This window comes from Micromonospora sp. NPDC047527, from assembly GCF_040643015.1.
Classification (GTDB): Bacteria; Actinomycetota; Actinomycetes; order Mycobacteriales; family Micromonosporaceae; genus Micromonospora.
This window is the reverse complement of record NZ_JBEYTK010000001.1, coordinates 1152920-1169614: the sequence shown is the minus strand read 5'-3', so window position 1 is coordinate 1169614 and position 16695 is coordinate 1152920. Positions and strand designations below refer to the sequence as shown.

Here is a 16695-nt window from a genome sequence, read left to right as displayed (position 1 = left end):
AGGTAAGGATTGCCGTGACCACAACGAACATCACCACCGACACCGGCACGGCCGCGCTCCTAGCCGCCGTCGACGCCGGAGTCCGGACGTACGACCTGGGTCGTCGCCTGAGCATCGGCATGCCGCAGTCGCCGAACCATCCGCCGTTCTGGCACGCCCTGCCCCGCCGGCACGGTGACGCGGTGCGCTCCGACGGCGGCTCCGCCGCCAACGACATCATCACCATGGGCACCCACGTCGGCACCCACGTCGACGCCTTCTCCCACGTCTCCCAGGACGGGCGGCTGTTCGACGGCTCCGACGCCTCCGACGCCGGACGCGGCGGCCGGTACGCCGAACTGGGCGCGCACACCATCGCCCCGATGGTCCGCCGGGGCGTGCTGCTCGACGTCCCGGCCGCCCTGGGCCAGCCCGACGGCTGCGACCCCGGCTACGAGATCACCCCGGCGGACCTGTCGGCCGCCGCCGACCGGCAGGGCACCCCGATCCGGCCGGGCGACGTGGTGCTGGTCCGCAGCGGCTGGGGCCGACTGTTCGACCACGAGGACCGCAACCGCTACATCGGGCTCACCACCGGCGTACCCGGCGTCGGCGAGGCCGGCGCCACCTGGCTCGCCGACCAGGGCATCCACGCCGCCGGGGCGGACACGATCGCCTTCGAGTGCCTGCGACCGGGCGCCGGGCACAGCGTCCTGCCCGCGCACCGCGTGCTGCTGGTCGAACGCGGCGTCTACATCATCGAGACGATGGCGCTGGAGGAACTGGCCGCCGACAACGTCCACGAGTTCCTGTTCGTCCTGTCGCCCCTGGCCATCTTCGGCGCCACCGGCTCGCCGGTCCGCCCCCTGGCGGTGATCGCCAATGGCTGAGCAGACCCTCGCCCGGCAACTGGCCGCCTTCGCCGCCCGCACCGGCGACGAACCGCTGCCCGAACGGCTCGCCACCAGCGTGCGCCAACGGGTGCTCGACATCCTCGGGCTGTGCGTGGCCGCGCACCGGCTGCCCACCAGCCGCGCCGCCCTGGACTACGTCGCCGACCAGGGCGGGCGCGCCCAGGCCCACGTCGTCGGGCTGCCCGACGCGGTGCCCGCCGCGCAGGCCGCGTTCGGCAACGGCGTCCTGGCGCACTCCCTGGACTACGACGACACCCACCTGCCCTCGGTGCTGCACCCCAGCGCCGCCGTGGTCCCGGCGGCCCTGGCCGCCGCCCAGGCCGCCGGCGCGGACGGCGTCGCGCTCACCAACGCGATCGCGGTCGGCATCGAGACGACCGTACGGCTGGGGATGGCCGGCTTCGACCCGGTGCTGAACAACTCGGTGTTCTTCGAACACGGCCAGCACGCCACCTCCATCTGCGGCGCGATGGGTGGCGCCGTGGCCGCCGGCATGCTGCTCGGCCTCGACGAGGACGGCCTGCTGGACGTCCTCGGAGTGACCGCCTCCATGGCCTCCGGGGTCATCGAGGCCAACCGGACCGGCGGCACCGTCAAGCGGCTGCACTGCGGCTGGGCCGCACACAGCGCCGTCACCGCCGCCGACCTGGTCCGGCGCGGCTTCACCGGACCACCCACCGTGCTGGAGGGCCGGTTCGGCTTCTTCACCGCCTTCCTGCGCGGCGAGGCCGACCACGACCAGGTCACCGACGGGCTCGGCGAGCGGTGGGCGGTGCCGGACATCTTCTTCAAGCCGTACCCCGCCAACCACTTCACCCACGCCGCCATCGACGCCGGCCTGGCCCTGCGCGCCCGAGGCGTGCCCGTGGACCGGATCACGCACATCGAACTGCGGGTACCCGCCGCGGTGATCCGCACCATCGGAGAGCCGATCGCCACCAAACGCGCCCCGGACACCGGCTACCAGGCCCAGTTCAGCGGCCCGTACGCGGTCGTCGCCGGCCTGCTCGGCGGCGGCGGACTCGGCCTCGGGCTGGGCGACTTCACCGACGAGCTGGCCCGTGACCCGCAGCGCCGCGCGCTGATGGCCCGCGTGGACGTCGTCCCCGACGACGAGTGCAACGCGATCTTCCCGCACCAGTTCCCGGCCGTCGTGGCGGTACGCACCGACGACGGCCAGACGTGGCGCGAGGAGGTGCTGACCAACCGCGGTGGGCCGCAGCGGCCACTGTCCGACGCGGAACTGGCGTTGAAGTTCCGGGACAACGTCGCCGGGCGCGTCGACCCGGACACCGCCGACCAGGTGGTCGCCGCGGTGCTCGGCCTCGCCGACGTCACCGACGTCAGCGACCTGCTGCGCCCCCTGACCCGACTACAGGCCGGCACCGGCGCCGACTGACGCCGTCACCGACTCGCTGTCCGCCAATCCCCAGGAGCACACCGTGGAACCTTTCGACCTCGTAGTGAAGAACGTCAGAGTGGTGCGGCACGACCAGGCCGAGCCGGCAGCGCTGGACATCGGCGTCCGCGACGGCCGCGTGGCCCACCTCGCGCCGTCGATCGACCCCACCGGCGCGAAGGCCGTCGTCGACGGTGGCGGCAAGCTCGCCTTCCCCGGCGTCGTCGACGCCCACCAGCACTGGGGCATCTACCACCCCCTGGCCGAGGACACCGCGACGGAGAGCCGCGCCTGCGCGCAGGGCGGCGTCACCTCCGCCATCAACTACATCCGCACCGGGCAGTACTACCTCAACCGCGGCGGACCGTACCGCGAGTTCTTCCCGGAGGTGCGCAGCGCCACCGACCAGAAGTCCTACGTCGACTTCGCGTTCCACGTCGCGCCGATGACCGCCGAGCACATCGACGAGATCCCCGAGCTGATCCGCGACCACGGCGTCACCTCGTTCAAGGTCTTCATGTTCTACGGTGGCCACGGCCTGCACGGCCGCTCCACCGACCAGAGCTCCTTCCTCATGATCCCGCCGGACGCCCGCTACGACTACGCGCACTTCGAGTTCGTCATGCGCGGCGTGCAGGCCGCCCGCGAGCAGTTCCCAGACCTGGCCGACGAGATCTCGCTGTCGCTGCACTGCGAGACGGCCGAGATCATGCGGGCGTACACCCGCCTGGTCGAGGAGGAGGGCAGCCTCACCGGGCTGGCCGCCTACAGCGCCTCCCGGCCGCCGCACTCCGAGGGCCTCGCGATCAGCATCGCCTCCTACCTCGCCCACGAGACCGGCCTGCCCACCATCAACCTGCTGCACCTGACGTCGGAGAAGGCCGTCGACGCGGCGCTGCGCATGGCCAAGGCGTTCCCGCACGTCGACTTCCGCCGCGAGGTGACCATCGGCCACCTGCTGGCCAGCATCGACACCGCGTACGGCCTCGGCGGCAAGGTCAACCCGCCGCTGCGTCCCCGCGAGGACGTGGAGGCGCTCTGGGGCCACCTGATCGACGGCCACCTCGACTGGGTCGTCAGCGACCACGCGTGCTGCCGCGCCGAGACCAAGTTCGGTGAGCCGGCCGACGACATCTTCGTCGCCAAATCCGGCTTCGGCGGCGCCGAGTACCTGCTGCCGGGCCTGGTCAGCGAGGGCTCCAAGCGCGGCCTGTCGTACGCCCGGGTCGCCGAGCTGACCTCGTGGGCGCCGGCCCGCCGCTTCGGTCTGGCCACCAAGGGGGCCATCGCCGAGGGCCTGGACGCCGACTTCTGCCTGGTCGACGAGAACCACACCTGGACGGTACGGGCCGAGGAGTCGCTGTCGACGCAGGAGTACACGCCGTTCGAGGGCATGGAGTTGACCGCCCGCGTCACCGACACGTTCCTGCGTGGTGAGCAGATCCTGCGTGGCGGCGCCGTGGTCGGGCAGCCGCGCGGCCGGTACCTGGCCCGTCCCACCCGCCCGTGACGGCCGTCGGACGACCCCGGGCCACCGCCCGCAGCTACCTGTACGTGCCGGGGGACCAGCCGGACAAGGTGGCGCGTGCGGCGTCCCGGGGCGCCGACGCCTGCATCCTCGACCTTGAGGACGCGGTGGCGCTGCCGAACAAGACCACCGCCCCGCAGTGGTGGGTACGCATCAACGCGGACACACCGGCGGCCGACATCGCCGCGGTGGTCGGCCCGCACCTGACCGGCGTGGTCGTGCCGAAAGCCGACGTCGACCTGCTGGCCGAGGTGCACCGGCTGCTCGGCGACGCCGAACGCGACAGTGGCCTCCCGGCCGGGCAGATCGCGGTGTTCGCGCTGCTGGAGACGGCCAGCGGCGTGCTGCGCGCCGAGGCCGTGGCCGCCGCCCCCCGGGTCGAGCGCCTGGGCCTGGGCGAGGCGGACCTCGCGGCGGAACTGCGGCTGCAACCCGGCCCGGACCGGGAGGAGTTGTGGCCGTACCGCTCGCGCGTCGTCCTGGCCTGCGCGGCGGTCGGCCTCGCCGCGCCGGTCGGCCCGACCGAGACGGCCCTGCGCGACCCGGAACGGCTCGAGGCCACCAGCCGGCTGCTGCTGCGTCAGGGATTCCGTGGCCGCACGGCGATCCATCCCGCGCAGGTGCCCGTCGTCAACCGGGTGTTCTCGCCGACGGCGGCCGAGATCGACGCGGCCCGCGACGTCGTCGACCGGCTGGCCGACGCCGAACGCAACGGCTCCGGGGTGGCAGTCGCCGCCGACGGGCGAATGATCGACGCCGCGGTCGCCCGCAGCGCGCGGGAGGTGCTGGACCGCGACGCGGCAGGCCGGTAGGCCGGCCGTCGTCGACCGCGTCTTCCCGGCCGGCCCCTGTGGTGGAGGGGCCGGCCGGGAACTACCCGGACGGACCCTTGCTCCCTAAACATCATCATGTTTAGCATGTTAAAACTGGTGGTGGAGGGAGAACCGCATGACCGTCGCGCACCACCCGCTCTCCGTGCAGCGCTACACCTGCCCGGTGTTCACCTGCGAAGTGACCCTGGCCAGCCACGGACCACCGGCCACACCCTTCACCGAGGTGCAGCGGCGGCTACACGCACTGGACCGGCGCTACTCCCGCTTCCGCCCCGACAGCGAACTGTCCCAACTGAACGCCGCCGCCGGCCGATGGCACCCCATCTCCGCCGACCTGCACGCCATGCTCCGACACGCCCTGGCCGTCGCCGCCGCCAGCGCCAACCTCGTCAACGCGGCGATGCTGCCCCGGCTCCTCGCCGCCGGCTACGTACGCTCCTGGGCCACCGGCACCCCACCCACCGCCGCACCCACGACACCGACACCCGTGCCACCACTGGCAGAGCTGCTGGAACTACGCGGCCACACCGCCCGCCTGGCACCCGGATACGGCGTCGACGTCGGCGCACTGGCCAAGGGCAGATGGGCCGACGACGTCGTGACCTGGCTCGGCCCCAACTCGGCAGCCAGCATCGGCGGAGACGTCACCTGCCGCGGCCCCGGCCCCAACGGCGACGGCTGGCCCGTCAACCTGCCCAACGGCCACGTGCTGCTGGTCCGCGACGGCGGCGTCGCCACCAGCGGCACCGGCAAACGCCGCTGGGGCACCGACGGCCACCACCTCATCGACCCGCGCACCGGCCAACCCTGCGCCTCCGACATCACCCAGAGCACCGTCCTGGCCCGCACCGGCGCCTGCGCCGACTGGGTCGCCTCGGCGACGGTGATCGGCGGCAGCCCCGCCGCCGCGCACCTCAACGCCCGCGCCGACGTGCACCGCCTGTGGCTGACCCGAACAACCAAACCCACCGATAGGGGAGCGGCGCCATGAACCCTGACCTCACCACCCGGGACCGCCTCGTCGAAACCCCCCGGTTCCGCGCCGCCTTCCGCCAGGTGCCCGCACCCGTGGCGATCCTTCTCGTGCCCGGCGGCGCCGCCGGCGTCACCGGGCTCACCTGCACCTCCGCCGCGTCCCTGTCCGGCGAACCACCGATGGTGATGGTCGCCGTCGACACCAAGACCGGCCTCGCGCCGCTGGCCGAACAAGCCGGCCGGTTCAGCGTCAACTACCTCGCCGCCGACCGCACCGCCTGGGCCCGAGCCTTCGCCACCCGCGGCCGGGACCTCGACGACCTCGCCGCCGCCGTGGTCGCCGGCCGCACACCGGTACCCACCCTCGCCACCGGCACCACCGCCGTCCTCGAATGCCGCACCACCACCATCCACCAGGGCGGCGACCACTGGATCCTCTGCGGCGAGGTGCTGCACGCCCGATCCCAGACCGACGCCCAGCCCCTGCTCTACCTCAACGGCCGCTACGGCACCTTCCACTCCGAGGCAGGACAATGACCCAACCACGGACCCACACCATCGACGCCGGCGGCTTCACCACCCGCTACTGGGAATGCGCACCACCCGGACAACCCGACGGCACCGTCGTCCTCGTCCACGACGGCGCATTCGGCGGCGACGCCATCGGCAGCTGGGCCAGCGTCATGCCCCTCCTCGCCACGCACTACCGGGTCCTCGCACCCGACATGCTCGGCTACGGCGACACCGACAAGGTCGTCTACCTGGACCGCTCGCCGTACTCCTTCCGCACCGACCACCTCGCCGCGTTCTGCGCCGCCCTCGACGTCGACGCCGCCCACTTCGTCGGCCAGTCCTTCGGCGGATCCCTCCTGCTACGCGCACTCGCCACACCCGCGCCCACCCTGCCAGCCCTGTCCGCGGTGAGCATCTGCGGCACCGGCGGCCCCTGGCGCTCCACCAAGGGCACCACCGAACTCGGCCAGTTCGACGGCACCGAACAGGACGTCCGCCGCCTCGTCGCCCTCATGACCGACGACTACGCCGGCTTCGACGACACCGTCGGCGTCCGCTACGCCAACACCCGCAAACCCGGCCACGTCCAGGCGTGCCTGGCCCCCCGCCTACGCCACCCCACACTGCCCAAGCCCGGCCCCGACGACTGGCCAGCGCCCCTGCGCGACACCCCCGTGCCGATCCTGGTCGTCGAGGCCACCCGCGACGACCTCCTCGAACCGGACTGGGGCCGACACCTCGAGAACCTGTCCCCGCAGGTGCACGTGCACCGCATGGACGCCCGACACGCACCGAACCTCGACCAACCCGAAGCCCTCGCCACCCTCCTGCGAACCTTCTTCACCCGGGGGAGGACCACACCGTGAGCACCCTGCTGTTCCTGCACGACGCGGACGTTCTCCCCGGACCGGTCGGCGCCCTCACCCTCCTCGCCGACGACCTGGACGTCGTCGTACCCCGACACCCCGGCTTCGGCACACCACTGGACGACACCGCACAGGAGTGGGACAGCGTCGCCGACCTCGCCCAGCACTACCTGGCCGGCCCCGTCACCGACCTGACCAACGGCCCCGTCCACCTCGCCGGCGCGGGCTTCGGCGGCTGGATCGCCCTGGAGATGGCGGTACGCGCACCCCACCTGTTCGCCTCACTCACCCTCGTCTCCCCGTACGGGGTGAAACTGTCCGGGGTGACCGAACCCGACTTCGCCGACATCCTCCTGCTCGACCCCACCGAGATCGTCGACCTGGGCTGGGCCGACCCCACCGCCTGCCACGACCTGCGCATGCCCGGCTTCCCGACCGGCCTCACCGACGACGAGTACGAACGGGCCTTCGCCGACCGGGCCGCCCTGTCCCGGTACGCCTGGAAACCCTTCCTGCACGATCCCCGACTACGCCGATGGCTGCACCTGGCCACCATGCCCACCCTCGTGCTCGCCGGCACCCACGACCGGCTGGTACCGCCACGACACAGCGCCGCGCTGGCCGACCTCCTGCCCTGCGCGCGCTTCGTCGAGTTGCCACACGCCGGGCACTACTCGTACCTGGAGCGCCCCGACGAATTCCACCGGCTGCTCCGGTCCTTCCTGATCGGAGAGGCCCCGTGAAGCTCTACCACTTCACCGAAATGCCCTACCCGTTCGTCGCACCCGAGGCCGAAGAGGCCAACCGCGGCCTCAAATACTTCATGCCCAACCGCTACTACGACCCCGTCCTCGGCCACGAGCTCTACCAGCGCTACCTCGACGAGTACGAACTCGCCGACGAACTGGGCTTCGACCTGATGGTCAACGAGCACCACCAGTCCGCCTCCACCCTGCAGGTCTCGGCCACCCTCAGCGCCGCCTCCGTCCTGCACCGCACCCGACGCGGCCGGGTCCTGGTGCTCGGCACCCCACTGCCGCACCGCGAAAGCCCCATCCGCGTCGCCGAGGAGATCGCCTACCTGGACTCGGTCAGCGGCGGCCGCATCGACTGCGGCTTCGTCCGCGGCGTCCAGGGCGAGACGTTCCCCTCCAACCAGAACCCCGTGCACAACCTGGACATGTTCATCGAAGCCCACGACCTGATCAAAAAGGCGTGGACCAGCGGCGACATCTTCTCCTGGGAGGGCCGCCACTACCACTACCGGTACGTCAGCGTCTGGCCCCGCCCGTACCAACAGCCACACCCACCGATCTGGATCAGCGGCACCTCGACCCGACTCGTCGAATGGACCGCCCGACACGGCTACACCCTGTGCAACCTGCTCGGCACCTACGACGACACCGCGACCTCGTTCCGGCTCTACCGCCGAACGGCCGTCGCCGCAGGCCTTCCCGAACCCGGCCCGGACCGGTTCGCCTACATGGCCCTGTGCCACGTCGCCCCGACCGAGGAGAAAGCCCGCGAGATCGGCCGCAAACTCATGTACTACCTCAAGCCCGGAAACCTGCGCCTCGGCGCCGCCAGCCCACCCGGCTACTTCCCACCGGCAGCCGCCGTGGCCGCGCTCCAGGGCCGCCTCGGCGCCGTCCGCCGAATGAGCTACGAAGACCTCATCGACGCCGGCATCCTGCTCATCGGCACCCCCGACCAGGTCACCGCACAGATCCACCGCCTCTACGAGCAGACCGGCGCCGGACACCTCATCCTGATGAACCACGCCGGCGACATGACCAGCAACGAGGTACGCGACCACCTCACCCTGTTCGCCAGGGAGGTCATGCCCGCCGTCAGCGCCCTCGGCACCGACTGGCGCGACCAGGACACCACCCGGCGCGTCGACCAGGACCGCACACCGGTACAGGCGGTGCTGTCCAGCGCACTGTCCTGACCGGCGTCACCACCAGCCGATCACCTCGTCGTGCAGACCGGCGTAGTCGCGTTCGAGGTGATCGGCCAGGGCGACCATGTGCGCCCGCATCAACGTCTCCGCCGCAACCCCGTCGCCGTCGGCGATCGCCGCCGCGACCGCCTGATGCTCCCGCCGCACGTCCTCCCACCGCTCCGGACGACGCTCAGCCGCGACGACCCGCTCGGTGTAGATCTCCTTCAGCGCCCGACCGAACAGATCCAGCACCCCATTGCCCGACAACCCCGCCACCACACCGTGGAAACGCTGCATCACCGCCAGGTAGCTGGCCTCGTCGCGCTCCTCCAACGTGGCGTGCTCCCGCATCGACTCCGCCAACTCACGCAGGTGCGCGGCATCGCGCCGCTCGGCCGCCAACCGGGCCATCAACGGCTCCATGATCACGCGCGCCTCGACCAGCTCACCGAACCGGGTCCGGCCCATCTGCATGAACAGCGCCATCGTCCGACCGAAGGTGTGCGGATCGACCGACCCGACGATCGGCCCACCACCACGACCCGGCCGCACCCGCACCAGACCGTTGATCTCCAGAATCCGCAGCGCCTCCCGCAGGGTGCCGCGACTGACCCCGTACGCCTGCAGCATCTGCGCCTCGGTGGGCAGCGCCGCCCCGGCCGACAGCCCCTGCTCGACGATGTCCTCCAGGATCTGCCGGGCCACCAGCTCACCCATCTTCGCCGCGTGCTGGCGGAACCGCGGGGTCGGCTGGGCCTCAGACATGACCCGATCCTACGGGCCCACGATCTTGCCGCCGGCGACGCCTTCGCCGCCGGTCGACGGGGGAGCGCCCGGTCGTTCCCGAGCTCCCGGCGTACGTGTGCACCCCTCCGACGGTCACGCCGACTCCGGGTTCAGCTCGGCTCCCGTCTGCAGACAGATCAGCGCCGTCGGGGTGCGCACCTCCCAGGGCTCGTCCACGGCGACCTCCTCACCCGGGCGGTCGAGAGCGTCACCGATCAGATCCTCGATCGGCGGGTACGGGTTCCCACCGTCGCGCCAGGGACGCGGCGTCAGCGCCGGGATCTGAGAGGTCTCCAGGTACCGCCCGACCGCGTGCTCGTAACCGGCTCGCACCGGCACCGTCACCCGAGCGGCACCGGCCTGCAAAAACGCCTCATGAACCCCGTCCGAGCTGGTCCGGGTCCGTAACGTCGCCCACCGCTCCCGACCGGCCCACTGGTACGGGTAGAACAGGTAGACCATGTTCTCCCACTCGAAGAGATCCTCACCGAACTGGATCTGGTCCGCCTCCGCGCTGATCTCGACACGGTCGATACGAGGCGCGTCGTCGGCCGGGAACGTCAGACCGCCGAACTGGTCGAACTCGTGGCCGAAGAGCACACTCTGGCAGGCCCGTTTCAACTCCAACTGCTCGACCCGCCGGTTCACCTCCGCCGGCTGCTCGGACCGGTACACCGCCCGAGCCAACCGCAGACGCTGGTCATTCTCGTACGCCGCCACCTGCGCCAGATAGCTGGCCCGGATCGCCTCGTACGCCCGCAACCGCCACGCCTCGTACGCGGCGGCGGTGCGCTCGCAACGCACCCGCACCACCACCGTGAGCCCGCCACGCTGATCGGCGCTGATCCCGACCGGCAGCGCCCCGGGAAGCACCTGGTCCAGCGACACAATCATCCGGCCGTCACCACCGTCGCTGCTGCTGACCCGCTTCTCACCGATCGCGATCTGCACCGCCTGCGGAGGGCTGCCCTCCTCCACGGTGTACTCACCCTCCACCAGCCCCCACGTCGTGGTCACGTACGCCTCGGTCGCCTGGTAACCGGCCGGCACCGGCACCTCACCGACATACGAGCTGTAGCCCCACTCCGGCTGCGACTTGTCCGTGGAGTTGCGGGGATAGTCGAACGGGCGAGCCGGCGGATCGGCGAACGTGATCGTGGCCGACACCTCCGGCTCGGGCGGTGGTTCGACGCCGACCACATCCCAGCGCGCCGCCTTGTCGGCGTAGTTCTCCTCGGTCAGATCAGCCACGTCGAGGAACCAGCCGGCCGGCTTCGCGACCGCACCCTCGTCGGTGCTCAGCTGCGCCAGGTAAACCAGCACGGCCGCCGGCTCCGGCACCACGAACTGCAGCAGCAACCGTTCCCCGTAGTTGTAGACCTGCGCCTGGTCGACCTTCGTGAGCCAGCGGTACACGCCGGTGATGTTCACCGACCCGTCGCCGTTGTCGAACCGGTGCTCGTTGGTCTCGGTCACCCGCGTCGTGCTGGTGATCGAGCGACGCTCGGACACCTCGCTGCGCAGCAACTCCGACGCCCGCTCGGTCAGGGTCTTCGAGTACGACACCGCCGAACTCATGCTGCTCGCGGTGGTCGTGGACCGGTCGGCGTTGATGTCCACACCAGCCTGGACCGGGCCGAAACCACCGGAGACGCTGACCCCCAACGACGTCGACGTGCTCTGCGTCGCCGCGGTGGTCAGCGCCCGGTCCAGGCTGTTCTGCTCCGTGGTCTCCAACTCCTGCGTGGTCTCGGCGATCGACTGCGTCGACGTCGTGACCGACTCCCGGGTGCTGGTGTCGACCACGTGGGTCCGCCCGCGCACCTCGCTGGCCAGCACGTTCTCCACATGCGAGATCTCACCCAACTCGTAGCGCAGATGCGCGGTACGAATGACCATGAGGTCACCCCGGCCGACGACCCGCGCCTGCGTGCCCAGCACCGGCACACGCGGCGGTACGTACTCGATGTCGTCACCGATGGGCACGCTCTCCACCTGCCGCCCCGAGTCCGCCGCGTCGACCCGCCGGTCCACACGACGGCGGGCAGCCTCCCGCTCGGCGTCGAACAGCGTGCGCAGGGCGCGCAGCGTGACGGTGGCCGCAACGCCCAGTTCACCCGCGGCGCGCGACGTCGCCTCGATGGCCGGGCCAAGGTCGGCAAAGCCGGCCGCCCGCACGTCGGCGAGCGTTGGATCGGGGGAACCGGTGACACGCGCCCGGCTGAGCATCCGCCCGACGTGCACCGCCAACTCGGCGAACTGATCGGCAAGTCCGATGTCGGCGTCGACCTGCGGCGCCGGCTTCGGCGCGGACGGCAACTCCAGGTCCCGGCCACCGACCAACGAGCGGACCAGGCAGGCGTCCTCGGCGGCACTGTCAGCGAGACGGACCAGCGTGACACCACGCAGCAGACGCAGAAGGACACCCGACACCACGCCACGCGGCCGCCCCAGGAACCGACCGAGCGCCGTCATGTCCACAGCCCAACGCGTAAGGACGGCCACCGAACCCCCGAACTGTTCCGAGGTCACCTGCCGCTCGGCCGCCCACTCGGCGATGACCCGACGCACCTTCCCGACAGTGAGCCGCGAATCGATCTCGGCCCGCCGCACCAGAGCCACGACCAGACGACCGAGATCCTCGACCGCGTCGTCCTGCTCTCTCCTGCGCGCCGCGTACAACGCCCAGGCCTGCTTCACATCGCGGCTGGTCACCGCGTTGCGGACCGGCGGCGACCAGTCGTCGCGGAAGTCGAGGACCGGCCCGATCACCGTCGGTCCGGCGGTACAGGCACCGTCCTCAGCGCCCGCGGGCTCACCCACCCGACGCACCTGCACGAAACGGAGCACAGCCTCTGGTGTCACCGGCATGGCCGATCCTCCCGTCAAAGTTGAGGCAGACGCAGCGCGGTCGGCATGCCGTAGCCGTCGACGTGGCTGTTGAGTCGTCGCACAAGTTCATTCCAGGCCCCGAGCGCCTCCGGGGTCGAGGCCAACGCCCTCTGCCACTCGTCGTCCCGCAACGCGACCACCAACTCGGCCAGGGTCCGCTGGTCGAACGCGACGACCGGCTCGGCCACCCGAGCGATGTCGGTCAGGGGAAACGACCCCACGGGCGCGCCGTACTTCGACGTGTAATCCTGCGCCCGCGCCGCGAAGTCGTAGTCGGCCTCTTCCACGACGGTCGGGACCACCCGGTTACCCCAGCGGTCCAACCGGGTCATCCCGCCCATCATCCGTCCGGCATACAGGTCGGTCAGCGCGTGGTCCCTGGGGGAGAGCAGGTGCAGATTGCCCGGCTCACTCGCCCCGGTCAGCATCGACAGCCGACTGCTCCACACATCCTCGTCGAGCTTCCTGCGCAACGTCCGAACCCAACGCTGCAACTCCCTGATGAACCGCTGAGGTCTCGCGTGCTCCCACTCATACACACGGATCGCCACGTTCCGCGCCGACGGGAGCCCCATGGCCATCTCGAACAGCTCATCCCGGGACAGCCGGTAGTACGGATCACGGCCGTACCGGCTGCGCATGTCCAGCGGATCCCCGCGCGGCGTGGTCGCACTACGACCGTGGCGATCCCACAACCGCTGGAGCTCGACGGTGTCGCCGGTCAGGATCCGCTCGTCCTCCAGCCGCGCCGCGAGCTCCCACCGCGCCTGCGCCACCGTCCGATCCCGAGGCGGCCCCTTCTCGAACGAGAAGCGGTAGATCGGGGCGTCCCCGGTCGAGATCATGTGGGCGATCTGCACCTCGGACATCAACAGGTCGGGGTCGTAGTCCCAGGCGTGCACCTCGTCGAGACTGCGCACCTGCAGCTCCCGGAACAGCTCCGGACCTCGCGCGGTCAACGGGATCTCCCGATCCCACAACCGCGACGCCACGACCATGCCGATCGAGCGGTGACCCCGGCTGGTCACCGCCGCGCCGTACGCCGGGTAGCGCGGAACCGGGCCGACCGGAGCGTTCATCGGAGTGACGTTCAGATCCTCGGGCAACTCGACGTGGAAACCCTCGTGGTACCGGTACGACCCGTAGGACACCCCACCGTCGAACGGCGTCGCGACCGTCCGGAAATCGGCGTACGAACGCCGCAACGCGTCGATGTAGCGCGCGGGGTCCGACGTGCGCAGCAGCGTCGCGGACGCCTCCCCGAGCAGCGCGTCGACCACACCGGCCAGCAACGACCCCTGAGGCGCACCGGCCAGGAACCCCTCCATCGAGATCGTCGGGAAGTCCCGACGCGTTGCCTCGAAGGCGTGCTGCACGAAGCCGGACCGAAGGCAGACGCCGGACGGATCGACCAACTGCTCGACATCGCGCAGGAACGCCAGCGGCGCGACATCCGGCCGCAGGAACGCCCGAACCTGCGGCGTCACACGCTGGTGCTGGCCCACCAACGCGAGCCGCTCCGGAACGGACAGGCCGTCGCTGCCCGGCACACGCGTCATGGCGCACGTCCCTCGACGCGTTCGACAAGCGAACGGGCCAACACCACATCGTCGGGCACCACCGCCTCCGCCGCCTCGCGCAGACGCCGACCGGGATCATCGCCGAGGGTCGTGACGCGCCGACCCGAGGCCAGCAACGAGCCGACCGCCCGCTCGGCAACCTCGGGAACCACCACACCCCCGAGGGTGATCGCCGCCTCCAGGCCGCCCATCGGCTCGCCGTAGAGGTCCTTCCCGGTCAGCACGTACACCCCGACGCTGCCCAGATCACGCAGGTCGTACATGACCTGCACGGGTGGGAACGGAACGAACTCGCCAACCGCCACGGCGACATGGACGATCTCCTCGATCGTCGCCGGCCGCGCCTCCAGCTGCGGCTCGGTGTCGCCGTCACCGTCGGCGACCATCAGCGGCACGTCGTCGACGTGCGTCACGATCTTCTCCCGGTACTGCACGACACCCTCGATGTCCGATCCGCCGGCCACGCCGAGGGGCAGGTCCACCAACACCCGCACGTTCTTCGTGCGGACCACTGTCAACCGGAAGCACGGCGCGAAAGGCGCGGTCGTCGCCGGCGGCTCGACCGACACCTCACCGTCCGCGTCCAGAAAATCGAGCCGATAGGCGAAGCGGTCCTCCGCGCTCGCCGGATCGACACGCAGACGAATCGGCACGGGTGCGCTCTCCGGCAGCCCGCCGAGCCACTGCACGTACGTGTCGAGCAGACCCGTCATCACCGCGAACACGGCGTCGTCGACGACCTTCGCCGCTTCGACCAACCAATCCGGCTGCCAACTCCACGGGGCTCCCCGGGGCAGCCGACGCAGATCCGGCTTCATCAACACCAGGTCCACCCCGTCCGCCCGGGTCTCCTGCACGGCAACCGGCCGCGGCTCGTCGAGCGCCCGAACCAGGGCCACCGCGTTCGCGACGACGTCCGGCTCCAGCAGCGGTACGGGACGCAACGGCGCTCCGAGCGGCGGCAGCGTCATCGGGTGACGGTGCCGCTCGAACTCGAAGCGCAACGCCTGATCACAGGTGACCCTGCCGTCACTCGGACGGTAGGCCGCCCGGACGGCACCCAGGGCCACCTCGCCCAGCAGCGGTCGCTGCTCGAACGTGACGCCGGGTGCTGCGGCGACCCGCAGCGACATCGCACCCCAGTGGAAGATCATCGATGTGTCCGTCGCCGGGTCGCCCGCCGTATCGGTGATACCGAAGCCACGCGCCGGCGCGAACGCGTAGCCGTAGGGGAGTGGCTCGTACTCGACCGGCTCCCGCCCCGACGGAAACGTGACGGTATGCACCGCATCCCGGATCCTGTGCTCGACGGTCAGGTCGAAGGCCAGGGGACGCGCGGTCGCGAAGTCCAGCACCGTCACGGCAGACACGTCGAGTGGACGGCCCAGCGAGGCGGCCGTCGCCACCTCGTAGAACCAGCCGGGCAGGTAGACGATGGAGAGGTTCTCCGGGCCGAGATACCGCACGTGCAGCACATTGCTCATGGCATCGACGCACACGAACGCCGGGTCGACCGGAGACCCGCGGCACAGCTCCAACCATCGCCCGCCGACGTGATCCGGAGCGTCTATCGCCAGCCAGACGTCCGCCAGCAGGCCGCTCAGATGCTGAACGGCAGATCCGGCGGCCTCAAGTCTGGTGACGTCCACCATGGCAGGAGGCTAGCCCGCATCGACCATGAACACTTGTCATTTCTCAGTTGACCTAGGCCACACGGTCGGCTCCTGATCTGCAGTGGCCCAAGTTAGTGAGAATCCCTGAAGAGTCATGGCTCTCATTATCTCGGGCCAGGTGCAAGCCTTCTCATTATCTCGGGCCCAAACGCGGACTTCGAGTCCAGGGCTTCGCATTGAACGGGTTTGGCCTCTCTGGGGAGCAGGGCTGCCTGTGCGACTGGAGCAAGTGTGGTGAATTGCGAGGATTGTGGCTCCTAACGGGATGAGTTCGAAAGGTTGGTGGGAGTTGCTTCGCAGTGGCGGTCGGTGGCATCACGCACTACGCCACCGGCGGGTTCGGCTGCCTCCACCCGCATACGCCCCGCACGGCGGCCGACAGCCGCAATGTCACCCTCGCCGGCCACGAAGGTCTACGGCCTTCGGTGCTGATGACTACGCGACGACGTCCACGCCCGTCCGCCGCAAGATTGCGACAAAGCACGAGAGACCCGCGGGAGCGGGTCTCTCGGCGGGCGCGGGAGCCCGTGGGCGTCCTGGGCGGTGGCCGGCCGGGGTGCTGGCGGCCGGCAGGACGACACCGGCGTCCGCGTAGTACCGGACGGCGCTGACGCTCAGGCCGGTCCGCCGGGCGACATCCCCGATCGGGTACAGCTCATTCCTGTCCACGACGCCCACTATGCGACCTCAAGCGGCTTGAGACACAAGCCCCCGGTCCAGCATGTCCTCGTACCGCGCATTTTCGAAGTAAGTTCGCCGCCGTCGGCCGCATTAAAGTGAGCCCCTTCGATACGACGGCCTCTGGTCGACGT

At 70.7% G+C, this 16695-nt stretch carries 13 protein-coding genes and 1 pseudogene; 9 read left to right on the top strand and 5 right to left on the bottom strand.

Annotated elements, in window-relative coordinates; translation table 11 throughout:
- Positions 1-14 precede the first annotated feature (14 nt).
- The 9 genes from ABZ808_RS05020 to ABZ808_RS04980 all read left to right on the top strand — a co-directional run bounded on the left by ABZ808_RS05020 (position 15) and on the right by ABZ808_RS04980 (position 8958).
- Entirely contained in the window at positions 15-869 is an 855-nt protein-coding gene (locus ABZ808_RS05020; RefSeq protein ID WP_357001032.1) for a cyclase family protein, read from the top strand.
- Positions 862-2292 carry an MmgE/PrpD family protein gene (locus ABZ808_RS05015; RefSeq protein ID WP_357001030.1) on the top strand — a complete coding sequence of 477 codons (1431 nt, stop codon included), beginning with the start codon at positions 862-864 and terminating at the stop codon, positions 2290-2292. The genes ABZ808_RS05020 and ABZ808_RS05015 overlap by 8 nt, the downstream gene beginning before the upstream one ends.
- 43 nt (positions 2293-2335) lie before the next feature.
- Positions 2336-3802, top strand: a complete 1467-nt coding sequence (locus ABZ808_RS05010) for a dihydroorotase family protein (protein ID WP_357001028.1) — start codon at positions 2336-2338, stop codon at positions 3800-3802.
- A complete protein-coding gene (locus ABZ808_RS05005; protein ID WP_357001026.1) occupies positions 3799-4632 on the top strand; it encodes a CoA ester lyase in 834 nt (277 codons plus the stop codon). Before ABZ808_RS05010 ends, ABZ808_RS05005 begins: the two co-directional genes overlap by 4 nt.
- A 136-nt stretch (positions 4633-4768) precedes the next feature.
- On the top strand, positions 4769-5644 hold the full coding sequence (locus ABZ808_RS05000; protein WP_357001024.1) for an FAD:protein FMN transferase: 876 nt from the start codon (positions 4769-4771) through the stop codon (positions 5642-5644).
- Complete coding sequence (locus tag ABZ808_RS04995; RefSeq protein WP_357001021.1) at positions 5641-6165, top strand: flavin reductase family protein; 525 nt, start codon at positions 5641-5643, stop codon at positions 6163-6165. The genes ABZ808_RS05000 and ABZ808_RS04995 overlap by 4 nt, the downstream gene beginning before the upstream one ends.
- Positions 6162-7007 carry an alpha/beta hydrolase gene (locus ABZ808_RS04990; RefSeq protein WP_357001019.1) on the top strand — a complete coding sequence of 282 codons (846 nt, stop codon included), beginning with the start codon at positions 6162-6164 and terminating at the stop codon, positions 7005-7007. Before ABZ808_RS04995 ends, ABZ808_RS04990 begins: the two co-directional genes overlap by 4 nt.
- Positions 7004-7750 (top strand): alpha/beta hydrolase, encoded by a 747-nt coding sequence (locus ABZ808_RS04985; RefSeq protein ID WP_357001017.1) that lies wholly within the window; start codon positions 7004-7006, stop codon positions 7748-7750. The genes ABZ808_RS04990 and ABZ808_RS04985 overlap by 4 nt, the downstream gene beginning before the upstream one ends.
- Positions 7747-8958 (top strand): LLM class flavin-dependent oxidoreductase, encoded by a 1212-nt coding sequence (locus tag ABZ808_RS04980; RefSeq protein WP_357001015.1) that lies wholly within the window; start codon positions 7747-7749, stop codon positions 8956-8958. The genes ABZ808_RS04985 and ABZ808_RS04980 overlap by 4 nt, the downstream gene beginning before the upstream one ends.
- Before the next feature lie 6 nt (positions 8959-8964).
- On the opposite strand, the gene ABZ808_RS04975 is transcribed toward ABZ808_RS04980, so the two are convergent.
- The 5 genes and pseudogenes from ABZ808_RS04975 to ABZ808_RS04955 form a co-directional block, all read right to left on the bottom strand.
- Positions 8965-9717, bottom strand: coding sequence for an FCD domain-containing protein (locus ABZ808_RS04975; RefSeq protein WP_357001013.1), 753 nt, complete (start codon positions 9715-9717; stop codon positions 8965-8967).
- 114 nt (positions 9718-9831) lie between these two features.
- A complete protein-coding gene (locus tag ABZ808_RS04970) occupies positions 9832-12609 on the bottom strand; it encodes a hypothetical protein (protein WP_357001011.1) in 2778 nt (925 codons plus the stop codon).
- A 14-nt stretch (positions 12610-12623) separates the two neighbouring features.
- Complete coding sequence (locus ABZ808_RS04965) at positions 12624-14189, bottom strand: hypothetical protein (protein ID WP_357001009.1); 1566 nt, start codon at positions 14187-14189, stop codon at positions 12624-12626.
- Positions 14186-15862 (bottom strand): hypothetical protein, encoded by a 1677-nt coding sequence (locus ABZ808_RS04960; RefSeq protein ID WP_357001007.1) that lies wholly within the window; start codon positions 15860-15862, stop codon positions 14186-14188. The genes ABZ808_RS04965 and ABZ808_RS04960 overlap by 4 nt, the downstream gene beginning before the upstream one ends.
- Positions 15863-16423: 561 nt before the next feature.
- Positions 16424-16552 (bottom strand): annotated as a pseudogene (locus ABZ808_RS04955) (MerR family DNA-binding transcriptional regulator); the annotation flags it as partial.
- Positions 16553-16695: the final 143 nt, after the last annotated feature.

Coding starts and splice junctions, on each gene's coding strand:
- ABZ808_RS05015 (WP_357001030.1), top strand. CDS start 862: ATGGCTGAGCAGACCCTCGCCCGGCAACTGGCCGCCTTCGCCGCCCGC.
- ABZ808_RS05000 (WP_357001024.1), top strand. CDS start 4,769: ATGACCGTCGCGCACCACCCGCTCTCCGTGCAGCGCTACACCTGCCCG.
- ABZ808_RS04995 (WP_357001021.1), top strand. CDS start 5,641: ATGAACCCTGACCTCACCACCCGGGACCGCCTCGTCGAAACCCCCCGG.
- ABZ808_RS04990 (WP_357001019.1), top strand. CDS start 6,162: ATGACCCAACCACGGACCCACACCATCGACGCCGGCGGCTTCACCACC.
- ABZ808_RS04975 (WP_357001013.1), bottom strand. CDS start 9,717: ATGTCTGAGGCCCAGCCGACCCCGCGGTTCCGCCAGCACGCGGCGAAG.
- ABZ808_RS04970 (WP_357001011.1), bottom strand. CDS start 12,609: ATGCCGGTGACACCAGAGGCTGTGCTCCGTTTCGTGCAGGTGCGTCGG.
- ABZ808_RS04965 (WP_357001009.1), bottom strand. CDS start 14,189: ATGACGCGTGTGCCGGGCAGCGACGGCCTGTCCGTTCCGGAGCGGCTC.
- ABZ808_RS04960 (WP_357001007.1), bottom strand. CDS start 15,862: ATGGTGGACGTCACCAGACTTGAGGCCGCCGGATCTGCCGTTCAGCAT.